The organism is Pseudomonas sp. NPDC087342, from assembly GCF_044744265.1.
GTDB lineage: Bacteria > Pseudomonadota > Gammaproteobacteria > Pseudomonadales > Pseudomonadaceae > Aquipseudomonas > Aquipseudomonas nunensis.
Genome location: NZ_JBIUXZ010000001.1, coordinates 861,520 through 882,297, shown reverse-complemented (window position 1 = coordinate 882,297; position 20,778 = coordinate 861,520). Strand labels below are relative to the sequence as shown.

The following is a 20,778-nucleotide window of genomic DNA, read 5'->3' as shown; positions in this document are numbered from 1 at the left end:
GGATCGCTACGCTTTTTGCACTACCTGATTGATTCGTGAAGGCTCAAGGACCGCCCTCTCCCACTTGGCGATCACCAAGGGTGCGATGGCATTACCCAGCACGTTCAGCGTGGTGGTTCCGCTATCGATAATCCTGAAGATCCCCGCGATAAGCGCCACTCCTTCCAATGGAAGACCGGCAGAAGCCAACGTCGCAGACAAGATAATGATGGCGAATCCAGGCACCCCTGCAGCACCTTTGGAGGTAAGCACCATCGTGACCACCAGCAAGATCTGCTGAGATAACGACAGATCAATGCCATAAAGCTGAGCGACAAAAATCGTCGCAACGCCCAGGAAAATCGATGCGCCATCCAGATTGAACGCATACCCCACCGGCACCACAAAACTGACGATTCGGCGCGGGACTCCATAGCTCTCCAGCTTGCTCATCAACTGCGGCATGACTGCTGCCGATGCGGCACTCGAGAACGCAAGAATCAGCTCATTCCGGAAATACTTGATCAGCTTGAAAATGTTCTCGCCGATCAGATAGCAAATACCGCCAAGTACCACCAATGCAAAGACAATCAGTGCCAGGTAGACCACGCCAATCAGCTTGAGCAAAGGCAATAGCGAGGCAAAGCCGAAGGTTGCGACGGTAGCGCCGATCATGCCGAACACGCCTATTGGCGCGTAAGCCATGACGATTGAGACAACTTTGAACATCGCATCGGATATACCCTGAACCACCGCGACCACTGGCGCGCTTTTCTCTCTGGGTAGCGAGTTCAAGGCCATGCCGAACAGGACAGCGAAGAACAGCACCGACAGCAACTTCGCTTCCGACATCGCCACAAAGACGTTGTCCGGAACGATGTTCTGCACAATCACGAGAGCGCCCTTCGAAGGCTCCATCGTGATGGACGCAGCGCTATGCGTAATGCCGGAAATATCAGTGCCTGTGCCAGGCGCGAATACATTCGCGAAGCAAAGCCCCATCACAATCGCCAGGCCGGTGATCGCAAAAAAGTACCCCAGCGACTTGATGCCCATGCGACCAAATGACTTGTTATCTCCGCCTCCTGCGATGCCCAGGATCATGCAACAAAACACGATCGGAACAACGACCATCTTCATCATCTTGATGAAGATATCGCCCAGCGGTTTCAGGATTTCCGCGCTAACCCACAATTGATACTGCGGATGGGTATTGAAATACCAACCGACGAGCACGCCAAGCAACAGCCCGGCAATGATTTGCCACACCAAGGGAATACGTTTCATGTCTAGCCTTCTTGTTGGAATGAAAGGACTGCATTAATAGGCAGTTGCTAGATTCATGAGCTTCCAGCTCACTTGAGTTCAAATGGCACAACGCTGTTGTGCCAACACGGTTCTTATTTGGCGAAAAGTTGGCTCATATCCTTGAAGGCCTTGAATTCAAGGGCATTACCGCAAGGGTCAAACAAAAACATGGTGGCTTGCTCGCCGACCTGCCCTTTGAAACGAATGTAGGGTTCGATTACAAACTCAGTGCCAAACGACTTCAGGCGTTCGGCCAGCGCTTCCCATTCTTCCCAGCCCAGAATGATGCCGAAGTGCGGAACAGGTACGTCGTGGCCGTCTACCGGGTTGCTATGGACGCTTTCCTGGGACGCGGTTTTTGGGTGTTCGTGAATAACCAACTGGTGGCCATAAAAGTTGAAGTCGACCCACTGGTTGCTGGAACGACCTTCTTCCAGGCCGAACACTTCGCCGTAAAACGTGCGTGCGCCAGCGAGGTTGTAAACGGGGATTGCGAGGTGGAAAGGCGATAGGCTCATCAGAACTCCAATACAGTTTTTGTTGGTAAAGGACGGAGTGCATGAATGCTGGCCGTTGGTTTTTCGCGACGCTTCAAGTTCCGTCATCCCGCCGACATCGGCTCATGGGTTCGGGCTGTTGCCGGGGGGACAGGCACATCGTAGGGCGCCCCACAAAACAAAAAAATCAATATAAATTTCTTAGAAACACAATTAATATTTGTGAATGATCAAAGAACTCAAAACACTCATCGCCGTTGCACGGGAAGGTACGTTTGCCGCTGCCGGGAATAAAATCGGCCTCACCCAGGCAGCGGTGAGCGCCCAGATTCAGCGTCTGGAGGCCGAGCTCGGCTTTGAGATATTCGACAGGAAGGGACGCTCGGCCCACCTGAACAGGATGGGCCATCAAATACTCCTGCAAGCGCAAGAGCTGCTTCGGCTTTACGACAATCTGGGCTCCACCACGGTCGGACTTCCTGCGAGCGTGCTGGTGAACATCGGTGCCATCGCTTCCGTACAGCGATCCTATCTTCCAGATGCTCTGGCCAGGTTTCACCAACAATGCCCGCAGTGCCGAACCCGCGTAATCCCGGGGCTATCGATGGAGTTGGTGAACCTCGTGGATGCCGGCGAGATCGACATGGCCGCAATCATTCGCCCACCCTTCTCGCTCCAGAGCGATCTACGCTGGACGACCCTGGCGCTTGAGCCCTACCGGCTGATCGTCCCGCGCGACGTGCCGGGAGACGATTGGCCAAAACTGCTTTCAAGCCAACCATTCATTCGGTACGACCGATCATCCTTCGGGGGCCGGCAGGTGGATCGCTTCCTTCGGCAGATGCATTTCACCTTGCGCGAAGTTTGCGAGCTGGATGAACTGGAGGCGATCATTAAGCTCGTGGAGAACGGCGTCGGTGTAGCGCTGGTGCCGCAGACCGCAACCGATCAGGAATGGCCCGCCGGTGTACGAGCGATCGATCTCGGACAGCACACCTTCCACCGTGATATCGGGCTCGTGCACAGGTCTCGACAGAGCCTTACCGAACCGGTGCGGATACTGGCCCAACTTATCAATGAGCAAGTCAGGACCGGTTCTGAATAAATCCACACAGGAAAAAGGCCTGACTTGGTGGTGCGTACTGCCTCCTTCGCCATGTTGTAAGGGGCGTATCCCTGCAAGCCGATCACACCGGCCAACGAGGCGAAGTTAATGACCCTGCCCTCCCCGCTGGCTTTGAGGTGTGGGTAAAGGATTTGTATCCGTCTGTATAAAACCCCGCGCTAGATACGCAACACCCGACTTCGCGGCGTCCACGCACACATCACCGATACACCCGAACGTTTAACTGTGTTCACCGGATAGCAGCAGCTACCGACCCACTCAAACTAAACGCACGGAGCATCACCCATGTTCAACTTCTCGAAAGTCTCGTCCCTGGCACTCGGTCTGGCACTGATTGGCGGCCTCGGCCTGTCGAACCTGGCCTCGGCCAATACCCTGAGCGCTGCCGCCCATAGCTCGGCCCAGCAACTGCTGGTGGAAGGCGGCTCGGATCGGCTGCAACAGAATCGCGTCGCGGAATATGGCTCTGAAAACCTGCAAAAGAATCGTGTCGCCGAGGGTGGTTCGGATCGCCTGATCCAGAATCGTGTGGCCGAAGGCGGCGCCGATCGCCTGCAAGAACTGCGCGAACGTGTCGCGCTGTTCAGCCCAGGCAATGCCGTGCAAGCCGGTGTGGTCGTCGCCGAAAACCGCCCTGAGTTCGGTTCGAAATATCAGCGGTATTGATTGCCCGCTTATATCCGCAAAGCCGACACTGTGGCGCGAAGCTTCTGTAGTTATGAACGATCACCTCGGCAGATTCATTTGGACTCTCGCAGACAAGGAGCACAGCTTATGAAAATCGGTTTCCTGGGGCTTGGCAGCATGGGCCAGGCGATTGCTGCCAATCTTTTGAAAAGTGGTCACGAAGTGTGGGTGTGGAATCGCTCACCGGAACCGGCGCAGAAACTGGTCGAGCTTGGCGCCCACACCGCGACGACCCCGGCACAGGCCTTTAACGCAGATATCGTGTTCAGCATGTTGGCTGACGATAAGGCACTGCGTGCGGTGTTACTGGATTCCGGGTTGCTGGCCCAGCTCAAGGGCCCGCTGATCCACGTCAACCTGGCGACGATTGCCGTCGCCTTCGCCGAGGAGCTGGCCGCCTTGCACGAAGCGCAGGGCATCGACTACATCGCCGCGCCAGTGATGGGTCGCCCCAACGTCGCGGCCACGGCTCAACTCAACATCCTGGTCGCCGGACCGGAGGCGGCTATCGATCGCGTCCAGCCGCTTCTTGATCTGATCGGGCGAAAAACGTGGCGCCTGGGTGATAAAGCCGCGAGCGCCAACGCCATGAAGTTGGCCACCAACTTCCTGCTGGTGTCGGCGGTGCAAGCCATGAGTGAAGCGGCGGTGTTGGTAACCCGTCACGATCTGCCCTCCGCCGCGCTGATCGACCTGGTATCGACCACTATCTTCACCGGCCCGGTGTATCAAGGCTACGGCGCCCTGATCGGTGAGCGCCGATATGAGCCGGCCGCTTTCAAGGCGTCCCTCGGGCTTAAAGACGTCGACTTGATCCTCGCCGCCGCTGCCGACGTATCGATCCAGCTGCCGACAGCGGACCTGATCCGCGCCAACCTGCTGGATGCCATCGCACATGGTGAAGGCGATAAGGATCTTGCCGTACTGGCCGAAGTCGAGGAAAGGCGCACATTGGCAGCGGCGGGACAATCAGTATCTGATTGAGCCGAACCTACGGGGCAATCAAGCAAGAGGAGCCAAGTGTCATCACTCCTCTTGCTTCAACACTGGCTCAAAGATGATCGGCGGCGATCACGATTTGCCGGACGAAGACGTTTTTCTCAGGTCAGGTTCCGACCGGCGGCTATCCTGTGTCTATGCCTTCCCAGCTTGAGCTAATGGCCAAAGCATTGATGTCCGCACCTTCGGCTTATTCCAAATCGTGATTAAACACCTCCATTCCTTGCACCCTCCCCATCCTTTGCTATATCTAAAAGTCCACCACGCAATCTAATGAGGCAACGGAATGTCAGTCGCGAAGAAAATGAGTGTGGGGCAACTGACGATGTTGACGGCCGTCAACATGTTGGGCTCGGGCATTGTGTTGTTACCCACCAAACTCGCCGAGGTCGGCGCTATTTCCATTCTTTCCTGGCTGATCACGGCCACCGGTTCGCTGGCACTGGCGTATGCCTTTGCGCGGTGCGGGATGCTCAGTCGCAAGACCGGCGGCATGGGTGGCTATGCCGAATACACCTTCGGCAAGGCCGGTAACTACCTGACCAACTACACCTATGGCGTATCGCTGTTGATTGCGAATGTGGCGATCAGCATCACTGCGGTGGGTTACATCCAGGTGCTGTTCGACGTGAAGCTGGACTCGCTGCAAGTGGGCCTGGCGACCATTGCCTTGCTGTGGATCACCACGTTCGCCAACTTTGGCGGCGCGCGGATTACCGGGCGGATCGGCGCGGTGACTGTTTGGGGCGTGATTGCGCCTGTGGTGCTGGTGTCGACGGTCGGCTGGTTCTGGTTCGACAGCAGTGTCTACGCCGCTGGCTGGAACCCGCACGACAAGGGCTGGTTCGAAGCCGCCGGGGCTTCGGTGGCGATCACCTTGTGGGCCTTCCTCGGGCTGGAATCGGCGTGCGCCAACACCGACGCGGTTGAAAACCCCGAGAAGAACGTACCGATTGCGGTACTCGGCGGCACCTTGGGGGCGGCGGTGATCTACATCGTTTCCACAAACGTCATCGCCGGTATCGTCTCCAACCCGGAACTGGCCTCCTCCACCGCCCCATTCGGGCTGGTGTTCGCCAAAATGTTCACGCCGCTGATCGGCGATATCGTGATGGCGGCCATGATTCTGGCCTGCATCGGCTCGCTGCTCGGTTGGCAGTTCACCATTGCCCAGGTGTTCAAAAGCTCGGCGGACACCGGCTATTTCCTGCCGATCTTCGCCAAGGCCAACAAGGCTGGCACGCCCATTGTCGGCATGTTGATCCTCCTCGCCGGCCAGACCGCGCTGAGCCTGCTCACCATCAGTCCGGACCTGAGCAAGCAATTCGACACCCTCGTCAACCTGGCGGTGGTGACCAACCTGGTGCCGTACATCCTGTCCATGGCGGCGCTGGCGACCATGCAAAAAGTCTCCAACGTACCGGCCGGCAAAGCGCTGGCCACCAACATCATTGCCTGGGTCGCGGCGGCCTACAGCTACCTCGCGCTCTACAGTTCGGGCGAGCAAGCGCTGATGCTCGGCGGCGTGGCGACGATCTTCGGCTACACGCTGTTCGGCTTCGTCAATAACCGCCTGATCCGTCTCGAAGCACTGAATAACAGCGTACCGACCCAGACTGTCAGTGCGCAGCACATCAAGGGCGAGCCGGTGCCGGTCAACCACTTGCAATCCGCCACTCTGGAGCCTCAATCATGACGGAATATAGACACACGCTCGGGATGCTCACGCTGTTGGTGAGCAACCCGCCGGACAAACGCACCGTATTCGGTCGCGCCCTGGATCAGTTGATCAATGATGTGGAAGAACGCGCGGTGCACGTTATTGCGTCGGAAACCCTGAGCGACGCCACGTCGATCCTGCGCTCGGATCCGGCCGTGCAATGCGTGCTGCTCAGCTGGGAAATGGACAAAAGTGAAGGCCACGAGGAATGCATCCAGCTGCTGGTCAGCCTGCGCGAACGCAATACTCGCGTACCGGTGTTCCTGATCAGCGACCGCAGCACCGCGTCGAGTATTCCGCTGGTGGTCATGCAACACGCCGACGACTTTATCTGGTTGCCCGAGGACACCAGTCGGTTCCTCAGCGGCCGCATCCTGGCTGCCATCGAACGCTATCGCCAAGCCGCGCTGCCACCGATGTTTGGTGCGCTGGTGAAGTTTGCGCGGACCTATGAATATTCCTGGCACACGCCGGGGCATGCCGGCGGCACGGCGTTCCTGAAAAGTACTGCGGGCCGGGCGTTCTACGAGTTTTTCGGGGAAAACCTGCTGCGCTCCGACCTGTCGATCTCGGTCGGCGAACTCGGTTCGCTGCTTGATCACAGCGGCCCGATCGGCCAGGGCGAGCGCTATGCCGCCAAGGTCTTCGGCGCCCATCGTACTTATTACGTCACCAACGGCTCGTCGACCTCCAACCGCGTCATCCTCATGGCCAGCGTCACGCGCAACCAGATTGCCCTGTGCGACCGCAACTGCCACAAATCCGCCGAACACGCGATGACCTTGTCCGGCGCGATCCCGACCTACCTGGTGCCGACCCGCAACCGCTTCGGCATCATCGGCCCGATCCTGCCGCAAACCCTGAGCGCCGAAGGCGTCAAAGCCGCCATCGCCAACAACCCGCTGGTCAAGGACGGGATCGACCCGACGCCGATTCACGCGATCATTACTAACTCCACCTACGATGGCCTGACCTACAACGTCACCCGCGTCGAAGAGCTGTTGGGCCAGAGCGTCGACCGTCTGCATTTCGACGAAGCCTGGTACGGCTACGCGCGGTTCAACCCGTTGTATCGCGAGCGCTTTGCGATGCACGGCAGCCCGGACGATCACGACGCGTCGAAGCCAACCGTTTTTGCCACCCAATCGACCCACAAACTGTTGGCCGCCCTGTCCCAGGCCTCGATGATCCACGTGCGTAACGGGCGCAATCCCATCGAACACGGGCGCTTCAACGAGTCGTTCATGATGCACGCCTCGACCTCGCCCAACTACGCGATCATGGCCTCCTGCGATGTCAGCTCGGCGATGATGGAAGCCCCTAGCGGGCAGATCCTCACCAGCGAATCCATCGAAGAAGCCGTCGCGTTCCGCCAGGTCATCTCGCGCATGCACAACGAGATGCTGAGCAAGAACGACTGGTTCTTCACCTGCTGGCAGCCGCCGACTGTACAAGTGGGCAACGCCACGGTGCCGTTCCATGAAGTCGATCCGCTACTGCTGAAAACCGAGCCGAACTGCTGGGTCCTGCACCCGAACGAGGTGTGGCACGGTTTCGGCGACATCGAGGAAGGCTACTGCATGCTGGACCCGATCAAGGTCTCGGTGCTCAGCCCCGGCATGGGCGATGACGGCAATTTGCTGGAATCCGGCATCCCGGCCTGTGTGCTGACGGCCTACCTCGGTCGCCAGGGCATCGTGGTCGAGAAAACCACCGACTTCACCATCCTGTTCCTGTTCTCGATCGGCATCACCAAAGGCAAATGGGGCACCTTGGTCAACGCCCTCCTCGACTTCAAGCGCGACTACGACGCCAACGTCGAACTGGAACTGTGCCTCCCGGACCTGCTGGCCGCCAATCAGGCGCGCTACACAGGCATGGGCCTCAAGGACCTGGCCGACGACATCTTCGCCGCCATGAAAAAACACAAGACCACCGCCAATATGGCCCAGGCGTTCGGCATGCTGCCCAAAGCCGAATTCAGCCCGGTGGAGGCCTACGAGAAACTGGTGCGCAACGACATCGAACTGGTCACCCTCGAAGAAGCCGCCGGCCGCATCGTCGCGACGGGCATCGTGCCGTATCCACCGGGCATTCCATTGTTGATGCCGGGCGAGAACGCCGGGCCTGCGGACGGGCCGTTGCTGGCGTATCTCAAGGCGCTGGAAGCGTTCGACAAATCCTTCCCGGGCTTCACCCATGACACCCACGGCATCGAAAGCGAGGCCGGGGTTTATCGTCTGCTGGTGTTGAAATGAGGTAAGTGGGGTTCACCGCTGCCTGTGGGCCTGAACATAAAAACGCCCTGACGACATGTCGGGGCGTTTTTGTATCTGCGTGATCAGGTGACGATGGCCCGGGCGGAGTAGACATTGAGTCAACTACCGGCCAAGCTCTAACCCGTTTAATCACAGTTGCTGACACTGGATGAAACCCACATGAAAACGGTCATGGCCCTTTTCACCTGTCTGCTCGCTGCCAACGTCTGCGCGGCGACGCCTCCCAGTGCCGAGCCCCCAACGCCCATCAAGACCACCTTCGATTGCACCTTGGCAAAGGCCTCTGTCGAGAAGCTGATCTGTCGCGACCCGCAATTGAAGCAGATGGATATGGAACTCATGCGCCTGTATCGCCTGGCGCTCACGGATGAACGTGCCGTCCCGCGGCCGGACAAAATCGTCATCGACCAGCGATTCTGGATGGCCGCGCGCAATCAGTGCGGCACCGATCCGGAGCCCAAGGCGTGCGTGATCCGCAGTTATGCCGAGCGCGCCCACCAACTGCGCCAGGGCTCGGCCATTGTGCGGACCAAGGATCCCGACCGCCTCACCGAAGGCCCACTGGCGTTTCGCTGTACCGGATTGAACGCGCTGATTGCCGCCACGTTCTTTCTCACGCAACCCGGTGCCGTGTACCTGAAATGGGCGAACGCCTCGATCACCCTGAACCAGGTACCGAGCAATTCGGGCACCCGCTACACCGGCAAGGATCGCCAGGGGGATTACAGCTTCTGGCAAACCGACAATGGGGTGCTGTTCCAGAAGCCAGGCTCGGGGGCCATGAGTTGTACGGCAGAGCCGGTCGGCTGATGTTGGTACCGGCAGCCTTTATTGCGATGCAACCGTCTTTGCTTCCAGAAATGCCTCAAGCCCAAGAATGCCAAACTCCCTGCCGATCCCGGACTGCTTGACGCCGCCGAACGGGGCGAGAAGATCCGGAGTCATTCTGTTGATCAGTACGGTGCCGGCCTCCAATCGGGACGCGATGCCGTTCGCGCGTTCCTGTCGCTGCGAAAACACATACGCCTGTAAACCGTAAATTGTGGCGTTGGCGATTTCTATGGCGTGCGCTTCGCTGTCATACGCAAGGATCGACAGCACCGGACCGAAAATTTCTTCACGCGCGATGTCCATGTCGTTGCTAACGTCAGCAAATACCGTGGGCTGCACGAAGTAACCCTTTTCCAGCCCGAAGGGTCGGCCTTCCCCACCTGCAATCAGCGTCGCGCCTTGCTCTTGCCCCCGGCGGATGAAACCTTGCACCCGATCGTATTGGGCCCGGCTGACGAGTGGCCCAATGTCCGTTGCCGGATTTTGAGGGTTTCCCACGACCAACGCAGCCACTAACGTCTTGGCCCGTTCTATGACTTCCTTCAAGCGTGCACGCGGCACCAACAAGCGCGTACCGGCGACGCAGGCCTGGCCGTTGTTCATGAAGGCGGCATTCAGAGCCAAGGGTATGGCGGTGTCGAAGTCTGCGTCGTCGAGGACGATAGAGGCGGATTTCCCCGTGAGCGCCAGGCTCACCCGTTTAAGGGTCTCGACACCGGCGTGAGCAATCAACTTGCCCGTCGGTGTCGATCCGGTGAATGAGATTTTGGCAATCTGGGGACTGGTGCTGATTTCGTCGCCCACGTCGCCGCCTCGACCCAGCAGGATATTGAAAACACCGTCAGGCAAACCTGCGCGATCAAGGGCTTGGGCTAGCGTGTGGGCCTGCAGGGCACTCAACTCACTTGGCTTGATGACCGAAGCACAACCGGCAGCAATCGCGGAGGCCAATTTGCTGCAAATCGTGCCGGCGGTGCTGTTCCAGGGGGCAATCAAGCCCGCAACGCCGACGGGTTGCATAAACACCTTTGCGGCTCCCATCGGGCGAACCAGTTCGTAGGCCTCCAGGGTTTGCGCTGCGTTGGCAAAACACTGCGAAGCATACTGGCTGACCCATTGAGCGCGGGCAAACGGGGCGCCGTATTCTTCGATGGCGGTGTCGCGTATCTGCTCGGTGCTGGCCAGCACGGCCGCCTGAAGGCGCTTGAGCATGTCGATACGTTCCGCCTTGGTGGTGCGCCCCATTGCGACCTGAGCACGATGGGCCGCCGCAATTGCGCGTTTCGCATCGTCACGATTGGCCAGTGTGACGGTGCCCATGAGCGCTTCTGTCGTTGGATTGATGCACTCCACGATTTCACGTCCCTGCACGGGAACGAACTTGCCGTCGATATAAGCCTGATTGATGTGCCACATGATGAGGAATTCCTGAGTGTGTCCGAGTTCGGTCCCCCACAATCTAAGGTCTCCTCACTGTTTTAATAATATGATCAAACACGGATGAGTTATTTCGGAAACCGGGACTATGTATAAAAGTGGCCTGACTGAACTGGAAGTGGTACTGGCCGTGGCCAGGCGCAACGGCTTTCGCGCGGCAGCGGTAGAACTGGAGATGTCGACCACCGCCGTCAGCAATGCCGTGGCTGGATTGGAAGCCCGGCTGGGTGTGCGACTGTTTCACCGCACCACCCGCAGTGTCTCGTTGACCGAGGCGGGCCAGACCTTTGTGAATCAAATCGGCCCATCGGTCATCACCATTCAAGAGGCGATGGCCACGCTGTCGGAACACAATGCCCTGCCTACCGGCACATTGCGCATCAACAGTTCCCTCGGCGCGGCGCTGATGATTCTCCAACCCATCCTGTTGACGTTCCTGAGTCGCTATCCCGGCATGACGGTAGACATCGCGACTGACGGGCGGATGGTGGACATTATTGCCGAGGGTTTCGACGCCGGCCTGCGTGCCAGTTCACGCATCCCGCAGGACATGATCCGCGTGCCCATCAGTGAAGACATCTCAATGGTCGTAGTGGCTTCGCCCGACTATTTGAGCCGACATCCCGCGCCAGACACGCTCGATGACCTTGCGGCGCACACCTGCATCCGCGCCCGGCTTCCGAGCGGGATTGCCTCACCGTGGGAGTTCGTGCGCGAAGACAATTTGCTGAAGGTTGAAGTGCTGGGCCCCTTGGTTCTGGACAGTCCCATCCTGATGCTGGAGGCCGCGAGGCAAGGCTTGGGGCTGGTGCAGTTGCCCGAGTGGTACGTCACGCATGATCTGGCAAGCGGACGCCTGACAAGGGTTTTGCAGCAATGGACTACGCCGGCTCCCGGGCTTTCCCTTTACTACTCCGGTCATCGTCACTTGCCTGCCGGGCTGCGTGCGCTGATAGGCGTGATTCATGAAGTAGCCGACCTTTAGCTCAAGCAATACAAACATCACCATCCACCGCAAACGCATCCCGCAGATAGTCGGTAAACGCCCGCACCCGTGCCGATTGCCGGCGATCCGGCGGGAACACGGCATGGATCGGCAGCGACGATGGCGTGTACCCGTCCAGCACCGCCACCACCCGCCCGGCCTGCAGATCCTCGTGAAACAACCATGAAGGCGACAGTGACAGGCCCAAACCACTCAGGACCATTTGCCGAATAGCTTCGCTATTGTTGCTGCGCACATTGCCTTTGACCTGCACGCTCTGCCATTCGCCGGCGTGTTCGAAGCGCCAACTGTCGAAGTGCTCCAGCTGATTGAACACCAGGCAGTTATGCGCGCTCAGCTCATCCGGTGTGGCGGGTACACCGTTTTGTTCGAGATAACCGGGCGCCGCGAAAACCCGACGTTTTGTCAGTCCGACCTGACGGGCAACCAGACTGCTGTCCTTCAACTCGCCAATGCGCACCGCGACATCGATCCCCTCACTGACCAGATCGACGTTCTCATCGCTCAACTGCAAGTCGATGGTCACCTCGGGGTGCTGCTGAAGGAAGCCGTGCAGTCGCGGCGCGATCTGTATCCGCCCGAAACTGCCGGAAGAAGCGATGCGCAGCGGCCCGGCGACCCGTTCCTGGCCGGTCTGGAAACTGTGTTCGGCGTTGTCCACCGCCGCGAGGATCTGCCGACAATGGTCGTAATAGCGCTGGCCTTCGTCTGTCAGGCTCAGGTTGCGCGTGCTGCGAGCAAACAGTTGGCCGCCCAGACGCTTTTCCAGTGCGCCGATCTGTTTGCTGATCGTCGGCTGGCTGAGCCCGAGCTCTCGGGCAACCGCTGAGAAGCTGCCCCGCTCCACCACTCGCGTGAAAATCGACATCGCGTCCAACGTGTCCATGGCTGCCTGCTTGGCGATGATTTGGAATGAATACTATAGGCATTTATCGTCTTATCGGAATCCATTGGCGGCGTGAAACTGTGGTCATCAACCTCATCGTCCTCAGGAGTTCCCCATGAACCAGACCACCATGCGCGCCGCCATCGCTGTAAACGCTGGCGCCGCACTGCAAGTGCAAGACCTGCCGTTGCCTGAACTCAAGGCAGGCCAAGTACTGGTCAAGATCATCGCCAGTGGCGTCAACCCGCTGGATACGAAGATCAGCAGCGGCCAGGGTGGACATGCCCGGCAACCATTGCCCGCTGTTTTGGGGATGGATCTGGCCGGTGTCGTCGCAGCGGTGAGTGCGGACGTCAGCGCATTCAACGTTGGCGACGAGGTCTACGGCATGGCCGGCGGGATTGGCGGCAATCAGGGTTCGCTGGCGCAATACATCGCCGTCGATGCCGACTTGCTGGCACGCAAGCCGAATAACCTGAGCATGCGCGAAGCCGCCGCCCTGCCGCTGATCTTCATCACAGCCTGGGAAGGACTGGTAGACCGGGCCAATGTTCGGGCCGGGCAGAAGGTATTGGTGCAAGGTGGTGCCGGTGGCGTCGGGCATGTTGCCGTGCAGATCGCCAAGGCTCGCGGGGCCGACGTGTTCGCGACCGGGAGCGCCGATAGCCTGGCTATCATCGAAAGCTTCGGCGCCACGGCGATTGATTACCGCCGTCAGGCGCCGGCCGATTACCTTGCGCAATACACCGACGGCGAAGGGTTCGACATCGTGTACGACACCGTCGGCGGCGCGACACTGGATGCCTCGTTCGGCGTGTTGAAGCTCTACACCGGGCATGTCGTGAGCTGCCTCGGTTGGGGCGAACACAAACTCGCACCGCTGTCGTTCCGAGGCGCTACTTACTCCGGAGTCTTCACCCTGCTGCCGCTGATCACCGGCAAAGGACGCAAGCACCACGGCGAAATCCTCGCCCAAGCCACGCGCATGGCTGAAGCGGGACAACTGCGGGTGTTGCTGGATGATCGGCGCTTCAGCCTGGAAAACGTCAATGACGCCCACGCAATCGTTGCCGCCGGGCAGGCAATCGGTAAAGTAGTCATCGACATCTGACCGATCCCGCCCAGGATATTCATGAATGAGCGTTAAACCGACACTCCAACTGCTTTGCTGCGCCGCCCTCGGCCTGGCCGTCCTCACCGCCCAGGCCAGCGCGCCCGCCTCCCCGCCCCAGGCCTTGCAACCGTTGCTGGTGACCTTGAATGAACGCCTGAACATTGGCGATCTGGTTGCACTGACCAAATGGGACAGCGGCAAACCGATCCAGGACAGCCCGCGCGAAGCGCAAGTGATCGCCAACGCCAGGCAACTGGCCACCGACCGCAAACTGGACCCGGAAGACGTCGGCCAGTTACTTGCGGCGCAGATGGAAGCCAACAAACTGGTGCAGTACGGCCTGCTGGCCAAATGGCAAACCGCCGGCAAGGCACCCGACACTCCACGCCCGGATCTGGCCAAGCAAATTCGTCCGCGCCTGGATGAGCTGCAAAACCGTCTGTTGCAGCAATACGCGGACTTTGCGCCTTATCGAAATGATCCCCACTGCGCGAGCTGGATTGCCCAGGCTCGCCCCCGTCTGGCCAAGGACAAGTTGCATGAACTGGCGCTGATTCGTGCTACCGGGGAGTTGTGTACGGCGGCTCTGCCCCGGTAAATCCTCAGGTCAGCCGAGCACCTGACATCAGCCCTTCGGTCAGCAACGACACCAAGGGCTGGACCAGATGCTGAGTGCGCACGTCGTCGCCGATCACCGCCACTTCGGTGCTGGGCAAGGTCGGCAACTTTTCCGAAGGTTGCAGAATCCGCATCCCTTCTTGCAGGAACGAGGTTCCCAGCGCGGTGATGCCCAATCCGCCGGCGACGGCGGCCTGAACCCCCATCAAGTTGCTGGCCAGGCAGGCCGACACCCACTCTCGCCGGACCGACGCCAGCGCCTCGATCATGATGGCCCGGTACGCGCACGGCGGCCGCATCATCACCAGTCGTACGGGTTTTGAGGCTTGCATGTCGAAGTCCTGCGCGGCGATCCAGACCAAAGGCTCGCGCCAGATGACCCGCCCCCGTTGCGCGGTGGCACTGGCCTTCTGCTTGGCAATCACCACGTCCAGCAACCCTGCTTCGTGGTCGGCCAGCAGGTCGTGGCTCAGGCCGGTGGTGAGTTCCAGTTGAATCTCGGGATACGCCTTGCTGAAGCGCGATAACAACGTCGGCAGTTGCGTGAGCACCAAGTTCTCGGAGATCCCCAGGCGCAGCAGATTCACGGTGGTGGGCGCCTTGATCTCGCGGATGAAGGTATCGAAATGCACCATCAACTTTCGCGCGCCCACCAACAGACGTTCGCCGTCGGCCGTAAGGGTCAGTGTGCGGCTGGTGCGTTCGAACACACGCAAACCGAGGATGTCTTCCAGGCGAATAATCTTCTGGCTGACCGCCGATTGCGAGCGCGCAATCACGTCCGCTGCCGCCGTGAAACTGCCCGTCTCCGCCACCGCGATAAACGCCCGCAGCAGGTCGATTTCAAGGTCACTGGCTTGCATGGTCAATTCGCCTTTCAACTGGATGCCATAAGATTTATGCGTTTGAGTTCTGGATAGCAAGCACCGAACATCGTTCTCAATCTGAAACGAGGTGTTTGAAATGACCGATACAACAGCCGTAAAAATCGTTGAAAGCTTCTGGCGCGAGGTTTGGCAGGCCAAAGACCCGCAAGCCGCCGCGCGCTTCGTTGCCGAAGACTTCGTGATCACGTCCGGTGGTGTCGATATTGTTGGCCGCGAAGCCTTCATTCGCTGGATTGGCGCCTTCCTCTCGACCATCGAAGACTTCGAATTCGGCGCCATCGAGACCTTCCAGAATGCCCAAGGCACACGCGTTGCCTCGCGCTGGAAGTTGACCGGAAAAAATCAGGGGTTTATCGGTGGCCGCTCCTGCAACAGCCCGTTTGAAATGCTCGGCACCGCCGTCTGGGAAGTGCGCCCGGACGGCTTGCTGGCGCACAACTGGGTCGAGCGTAATGCCCTGGAAGTTCACCGGGACATGATCGGCTTGGGTTGAGCCGGGCTGAAGACCATCCCCGACGCGAACACCACCCCAAGGATGACCCCAGCCGCACCGAGCAATTGCCAGACGTTCGGCAACACACCGAGGATCGACGACACCAGCATGGTGAACACCGGCGCCAGGTTGAAGAAAATCGAAGTGCGTGCGGCGCCTATGGCGTGGATGCCTTTGAACCACAGCAAGTACGCAATCAACGAACCGAAGACTGCCAGATAGATCACCGCGCCGTGAATGGCCAGCGAAGCGTTGCGGATGTCGGCCAGCGGATCTTCATAGATGAAGCCCAGCACGATCAGGCCGATGACCCCGAACAACATGGAAAAACTCGTGGTTTCCAGCGGCGTGGAGTCTTTGACGAAGCGCCGGGTGCCGACCATGTTTGCCGCCCAGGCCATGCTGCCGGCGAGGATCATCGCGTCACCGCTGGCGACTTTCAGCCCCAGCAGCACCTGAATATCCCCGCGAGTGATCACCAGCCCAACACCGAGCAGGCCCAAAATCAGCCCGATGGCACGGCCGCGATCAATGCGTTCTCCTTCAAGCAGCACCGCAAAGATCATCGTCCACAGCGGCGTAGTCGCCAGGATCAGCGCGCCGTTGATCGGCGTGGTGGTTTGCAGGCCAAAGAAGGTCGCGAGGCTGAACGCAGTAAACCCCAGCAGGCCCAGGCCAATGAAGGCCAGCAGATTGTTTTTCAGTGTGCTGAGCCGCAGCTTTCCGGCCAGACTGAAAATCAGCAGCAGCAACAACGTCGAGATAGCAAAGCGTTCAATGGAGGCGCTGATCGGTGCCATGCTCTTGATGATGTAGGCGCCGGCATTGAAGTTGGTGCCCCAGAAAAACGTGGCACCGACAATGCCGGCATACGCGAGCGGCGTGGATTTAGACATGGTGGTTTCCTCGGCAAAGCGTGCGATGAACATTCAAACCTGCCCATCAGGTTTTGAAGGATTCTTGCAGGCTTGCCGATGGGGCAAAATTCCCCATTCATTCACCTTCAATGTGAGAAAACGCCCATGTTCGATTGGGAGGATCTGCGCTACTTCATCGTCTTCGCCCACGAACGGTCGCTATCGGGGGCAGCACGCGCGCTCAAGGTCGACCACGCCACGGTGGCGCGCCGCATCAGCGCACTGGAGAGTTCGCTGAACCTCAAGTTGGTGGACCGGCGCCCGCGCGCGTATGTCATCACCGAGGACGGCGAACGCATTGCCCAATTGGGGCGGCGCATGGAAAACGAGTCCTTCGCGGTACAACGCACCGCGCTGGCCGGACAGGACAACTACGTCGGCGAAGTCACGGTCAGCGCCCCGCCCGCGCTGGCCTGCGCCCTGATTGCGCCGCACCTGAATGAATTGCGGGCGAACTATCCGCAGTTGTCGTTGCAGTTGATTGGCAGTCTGGGCAGCGCGTCGTTGTCGCGGCGCGAAGCCGATATTGCCGTGCGCCTGAGCCGCCCCACGGAACCGGACCTGGTGGCCCGCAAGGTCGCGACGATACCTTTTTACCTCTACGCCTCGGCGGACTACTTAACCGCGACCGCCGCGCAAGACCTGGTCTTCATCGCCTACGACGAAACCATGGAGCAATCCCCGCAACAGGCCTGGCTGAAGCAGCAAGCGAATGATCGACCGATCCTGCTGCGCAGCAATGACCTGAATATCCAGGCGACTGCCGCCCAGGCCGGCGCCGGTGTCGCGGCACTCCCCGGTTTCCTTGGCGAACGCTACGGCCTGCAAGCGGTGCCGTCCGTGGGTGCGGACTTGACCCGTGATGTGTGGCTGGTGGTGCACAACGACATTCGGCACACCCCGGCGGTCCAGGCGGTGATGAGTTTTCTGGTGTCCTGCTTTGAACGCTGAATCACCTGTGGGCTACTTCACCGTGTGATCGAGCCTGAACTCGAACTGCACGGAGTGGACGATTCCGCTGATGACATCGTTGATCAGCAGCTTGCCCTTCTCTGCGCTGGAGCCCAGCGCAGAGGACAGCACTCCGCTCTCCGGCACCCACTCCGTGCGGGTCGGGTACATGTCGTACACCGGAAACTCGGCGGGACCGTGGTCCGGAATCTGGTCCAGGGCCACCATCTGCGGGTGATAGTGCAGCATCATCGACGTCTCGATGACCGCCGCATGTTCCAGCGCGATACCCGGAAAACCGTCGGGAAAGATTGTGTCCAGCGTGGTTGATTTGACGAACTCCCAATGCTCCAGGCGCATGACCTCCAGACCGGCATTCGCGCCGATATCACGCATGGCCAGCTCGATGCCTTCGGTCACGAACCATTGGTTTTCGTAGTGACCGATCACCAGAACCAGACGCTTCACGCCATGCCGGTGAAACTCACGTACGGCGTCCCGGACCATGGCGATCAGCGTGGCGCCATCCACACTGGTGGTTCCGCAAAAGTGCTGCCCGCCTCCACATTTCGGCTGGGATTTGTACCCATAGGACAGCGCCGGCGCGACGATCCCGTCGATTTCCCTGGCCACGTCTTCACTGATAGCGCTGGCCAGCAATGCGTCGGTGCCGAGGGGCAAGTGAGGGCCGTGTTGTTCAGTCGCGCCGATTGGCAGAAACACCACGGCGCCGGATTGCACCCGGCGCTCGTAGTCGACCCAACTGATGTTATCCATGCGAACGCTGTTCATGAGGCTGTACTCCGGGCGTCGTTCTCTGTGGTGAAAGCCTCAGCGCAGGGCGTCCGCGCTGAGGCAGTGTCGCCGTAGCCTTATGCTCGCGGCGGATACCATTGTTCCGGCTCCGGGTAATCCCAATCCGCAGGAAAGGCATAGGTCTCAAACACAGTGGTGGTGTCGGCCTCGGTGCCAAAGAACGCGAAATGATTCACGCCCATCCAGGAACCTGATTGCACGCATTGGTAGCCGCGTCGTTCCAGCTCGGCGATACGCTCTTCAAACGGGATGTTGTTGCAGTCATAAGCGACGTGCTGGATGCCTTCGCCATGCTCTTCGAGGAAGTCAGCGAAAATCGTCGGCCCGGAAACCGGCTCCATCAACTCCCAGACCATGTTTCCCGACTGCGCGAAGCAGACTTTCAGGACAAACTCCGCCGGCTCGCCCCGATAGGTCTGGTTCCGGGTGTTTTCCGGGCTGAAGGTGTAGACACGCCATGGACCGATGCCCAGCTTGAGCAAGCCATCCATGGTCCGTTTGTGGTCACGCGTCACAATCGCGATCTCGACGACGTTGCCCAGGAACCCATCGACTTCAGCACCCGCATTCAATGCGGTCAGGACATTCAGTTGTTCAAGATGAGACATCGGTTTACTCCTCTTACAATCAATTAAAAGTTATTGGATTACTTTGCCAGGATGGATGACTGGGCAACTTCCGTTCGCCGCGAACGGTGCAACAGATAGTAAATCCCACCACCCACCACGAATCCGGCCAACCACGACAGATCAATTCCGCCCAGTGCCATGGCAAGTGGTCCTTGCAAGGATTTAATCGTGCCGACTTGAAATAACCACGCCGCCAATACACCTGTTGCAAGTGCAAACACGCCTCGCCAATTGACGTCGTTGCAGGCACTTTCGGAGTGATGGCAATAAAGTGATTTCAGATCAACTTGACCACGACGGATCAGGAAGAAATCAACCAGGGTGATACCGGCCCACGGACTGATCCAGACCACAAAGAACACCATCAGGTTTTCAAAGGCGTGCACAAATTCCCCTGATTGCAGGAACAGGTAGAGCATGAACAGCGCCACCACCCCCGAGATCATCGAAACAACCCAGCGTGGAACGCGGATATCCAGCGATAGCGTGGCCAGTGCCGCCGAGTAGATGACCACGATGTTGGTCGCGACCGGGCCATGCAACAACACCAGCAGTACCGGCAGCGCCATCGTGCCAAACACCGCGATGATCAGTTGCGCAGGGTCTGAGCCGCCGCCCGCGGACGCAATGGCCGCGCCCAGGAATGCCAGCCAGACGGTGGGCAGGAACATGCCGAGGAAGGTCGAGCGAAATACCTGGCCGTCAGACAGTTTGCTTTGAGTGAAGCGGGTGTAGTCCGAGGCGTATACCAGCCACGAAATCCCCCAGCCAATGCCGATCGCAGTCATCAGGCTGCTCATCGCCGCGAGCTTGCCGATGCCCTCGGTGGCCGAGGCTTGCCATTGAATGTCCACATGGGTGAAGGCCAGCCCGGTCATCACCACCATGATCAGCAGAATCACCGGCATGGTGTAGCGTTCGAAGCACTTGATGGCATTAAAGCCCCACGCCGCGATACCCACCTGGAGAACCATCACCACCAACGCGACGCCGTATTTGAGCTCCATTCCGCCGCTGATGCCGATTTTATCCAGGGCGGCCACCGCAAGATCGAGGACGATCCAGGTATTGGTGGCGACCCATCCCATGGGCATCAACACTTGCATGAGGGTGGGCAAATAGGCGCCGCGCCGGCCAAACGCTAACCGCGAGAGCACCATCTGCGGCACTCCGGTGCGATGGCCCATGATGCAGATGCCGCCAAACAACGCGGCGCCCAACAGATTGCCGACCACAATCACCAGCAGGGTTTCTATCAGGCTCAAGCCCAGCTGGATGCCAATGGCGCCAAGCACCCAGTTGATGGGCGCCACATTCGCCCCCGCCCATATCCAGAACTGGTCCAGCGGGCTCGAAGTACGATGGCTGTCAGGCACAGGTTCAATGCCCAGAGCATCATAATCGGCCTCGTTCATTACGCTTTTTTCAGAATCACGACGCGTTGACATTATTATTTTCCTCGCTGTGCGGCGACCACTTGTATCGCCCGAAACCATTAAAGCGAGGTATGCCAATTTACGTAATTGATAATAACTAAAAGACACTTTAGAAATATTGTGCGATTGAGGAAACATCAATTGCGCAGGTTGGCGAGACAT

20 protein-coding genes are annotated in these 20,778 nt (G+C 59.1%); 11 read left to right on the top strand and 9 right to left on the bottom strand.

Annotation, left to right across the window (positions count from 1 at the left end; all coding sequences use genetic code 11):
- Positions 1–6 precede the first annotated feature (6 nt).
- Entirely contained in the window at positions 7–1,266 is a 1,260-nt protein-coding gene (locus ACIOYV_RS03975; protein WP_401321015.1) for a cation:dicarboxylate symporter family transporter, read from the bottom strand.
- 113 nt (positions 1,267–1,379) lie between these two features.
- Positions 1,380–1,805 (bottom strand): VOC family protein, encoded by a 426-nt coding sequence (locus ACIOYV_RS03970; protein ID WP_046054868.1) that lies wholly within the window; start codon positions 1,803–1,805, stop codon positions 1,380–1,382.
- A 205-nt stretch (positions 1,806–2,010) separates the two neighbouring features.
- Between ACIOYV_RS03970 and ACIOYV_RS03965 the strand changes: the two genes are divergently transcribed.
- The 6 genes from ACIOYV_RS03965 to ACIOYV_RS03940 all read left to right on the top strand — a co-directional run bounded on the left by ACIOYV_RS03965 (position 2,011) and on the right by ACIOYV_RS03940 (position 9,405).
- Positions 2,011–2,889 (top strand): LysR substrate-binding domain-containing protein, encoded by an 879-nt coding sequence (locus ACIOYV_RS03965; RefSeq protein WP_401321012.1) that lies wholly within the window; start codon positions 2,011–2,013, stop codon positions 2,887–2,889.
- A 306-nt stretch (positions 2,890–3,195) separates the two neighbouring features.
- Positions 3,196–3,576 carry a hypothetical protein gene (locus tag ACIOYV_RS03960; protein ID WP_401321010.1) on the top strand — a complete coding sequence of 127 codons (381 nt, stop codon included), beginning with the start codon at positions 3,196–3,198 and terminating at the stop codon, positions 3,574–3,576.
- 30 nt (positions 3,577–3,606) lie between these two features.
- On the top strand, positions 3,607–4,581 hold the full coding sequence (locus ACIOYV_RS03955) for an NAD(P)-dependent oxidoreductase (RefSeq protein WP_401322593.1): 975 nt from the start codon (positions 3,607–3,609) through the stop codon (positions 4,579–4,581).
- A gap of 301 nt (positions 4,582–4,882) precedes the next feature.
- Complete coding sequence (gene potE / locus ACIOYV_RS03950) at positions 4,883–6,292, top strand: putrescine-ornithine antiporter (protein ID WP_401321008.1); 1,410 nt, start codon at positions 4,883–4,885, stop codon at positions 6,290–6,292.
- Positions 6,289–8,574: an Orn/Lys/Arg decarboxylase N-terminal domain-containing protein gene (locus ACIOYV_RS03945; protein ID WP_401321005.1), complete on the top strand. Its 2,286-nt coding sequence runs from the start codon at positions 6,289–6,291 to the stop codon at positions 8,572–8,574. Before potE ends, ACIOYV_RS03945 begins: the two co-directional genes overlap by 4 nt.
- A gap of 180 nt (positions 8,575–8,754) precedes the next feature.
- Positions 8,755–9,405 (top strand): MliC family protein, encoded by a 651-nt coding sequence (locus tag ACIOYV_RS03940; RefSeq protein ID WP_401321003.1) that lies wholly within the window; start codon positions 8,755–8,757, stop codon positions 9,403–9,405.
- A gap of 18 nt (positions 9,406–9,423) precedes the next feature.
- Here the strand turns inward: ACIOYV_RS03940 and ACIOYV_RS03935 are convergent, their stop codons facing one another.
- A complete protein-coding gene (locus ACIOYV_RS03935) occupies positions 9,424–10,842 on the bottom strand; it encodes an aldehyde dehydrogenase family protein (protein WP_401321000.1) in 1,419 nt (472 codons plus the stop codon).
- Positions 10,843–10,951: 109 nt separating this feature from the next.
- Between ACIOYV_RS03935 and ACIOYV_RS03930 the strand changes: the two genes are divergently transcribed.
- On the top strand, positions 10,952–11,848 hold the full coding sequence (locus tag ACIOYV_RS03930; protein WP_401320997.1) for a LysR family transcriptional regulator: 897 nt from the start codon (positions 10,952–10,954) through the stop codon (positions 11,846–11,848).
- A gap of 1 nt (position 11,849) precedes the next feature.
- Here the strand turns inward: ACIOYV_RS03930 and ACIOYV_RS03925 are convergent, their stop codons facing one another.
- Positions 11,850–12,755 (bottom strand): LysR family transcriptional regulator, encoded by a 906-nt coding sequence (locus tag ACIOYV_RS03925; protein WP_401320994.1) that lies wholly within the window; start codon positions 12,753–12,755, stop codon positions 11,850–11,852.
- Between the two features lie 115 nt (positions 12,756–12,870).
- Here ACIOYV_RS03925 and ACIOYV_RS03920 point away from each other — a divergent pair, with 115 nt between their 5' ends.
- On the top strand, positions 12,871–13,866 hold the full coding sequence (locus ACIOYV_RS03920) for a zinc-dependent alcohol dehydrogenase family protein (protein WP_401320992.1): 996 nt from the start codon (positions 12,871–12,873) through the stop codon (positions 13,864–13,866).
- 25 nt (positions 13,867–13,891) lie between these two features.
- Positions 13,892–14,467 (top strand): chorismate mutase, encoded by a 576-nt coding sequence (locus ACIOYV_RS03915; RefSeq protein ID WP_401320990.1) that lies wholly within the window; start codon positions 13,892–13,894, stop codon positions 14,465–14,467.
- Between the two features lie 4 nt (positions 14,468–14,471).
- Here ACIOYV_RS03915 and ACIOYV_RS03910 read toward each other — a convergent pair whose 3' ends face one another.
- Complete coding sequence (locus ACIOYV_RS03910; RefSeq protein ID WP_401320987.1) at positions 14,472–15,350, bottom strand: LysR substrate-binding domain-containing protein; 879 nt, start codon at positions 15,348–15,350, stop codon at positions 14,472–14,474.
- Positions 15,351–15,450: 100 nt separating this feature from the next.
- Between ACIOYV_RS03910 and ACIOYV_RS03905 the strand changes: the two genes are divergently transcribed.
- Positions 15,451–15,867, top strand: a complete 417-nt coding sequence (locus ACIOYV_RS03905; protein ID WP_401320984.1) for an ester cyclase — start codon at positions 15,451–15,453, stop codon at positions 15,865–15,867.
- Here ACIOYV_RS03905 and ACIOYV_RS03900 read toward each other — a convergent pair.
- Positions 15,840–16,763, bottom strand: coding sequence for a DMT family transporter (locus ACIOYV_RS03900; RefSeq protein ID WP_290024108.1), 924 nt, complete (start codon positions 16,761–16,763; stop codon positions 15,840–15,842). The two genes, ACIOYV_RS03905 and ACIOYV_RS03900, sit on opposite strands and share 28 nt — an antisense overlap.
- A 126-nt stretch (positions 16,764–16,889) precedes the next feature.
- On the opposite strand from ACIOYV_RS03900, the gene ACIOYV_RS03895 reads away from it, so the two are divergent.
- The gene (locus tag ACIOYV_RS03895; RefSeq protein WP_401320981.1) at positions 16,890–17,735 is read left to right on the top strand and encodes a LysR family transcriptional regulator; all 846 of its coding nucleotides are present in this window, start codon (positions 16,890–16,892) and stop codon (positions 17,733–17,735) included.
- 12 nt (positions 17,736–17,747) lie between these two features.
- On the opposite strand, the gene ACIOYV_RS03890 is transcribed toward ACIOYV_RS03895, so the two are convergent.
- The 3 genes from ACIOYV_RS03890 to ACIOYV_RS03880 form a co-directional block, all read right to left on the bottom strand.
- A complete protein-coding gene (locus ACIOYV_RS03890) occupies positions 17,748–18,527 on the bottom strand; it encodes a creatininase (RefSeq protein ID WP_401320978.1) in 780 nt (259 codons plus the stop codon).
- An 80-nt stretch (positions 18,528–18,607) separates the two neighbouring features.
- On the bottom strand, positions 18,608–19,159 hold the full coding sequence (locus tag ACIOYV_RS03885; RefSeq protein ID WP_265038560.1) for a VOC family protein: 552 nt from the start codon (positions 19,157–19,159) through the stop codon (positions 18,608–18,610).
- Between the two features lie 38 nt (positions 19,160–19,197).
- Positions 19,198–20,628: a purine-cytosine permease family protein gene (locus tag ACIOYV_RS03880; RefSeq protein ID WP_401320974.1), complete on the bottom strand. Its 1,431-nt coding sequence runs from the start codon at positions 20,626–20,628 to the stop codon at positions 19,198–19,200.
- Between the last annotated feature and the right edge of the window lie 150 nt (positions 20,629–20,778).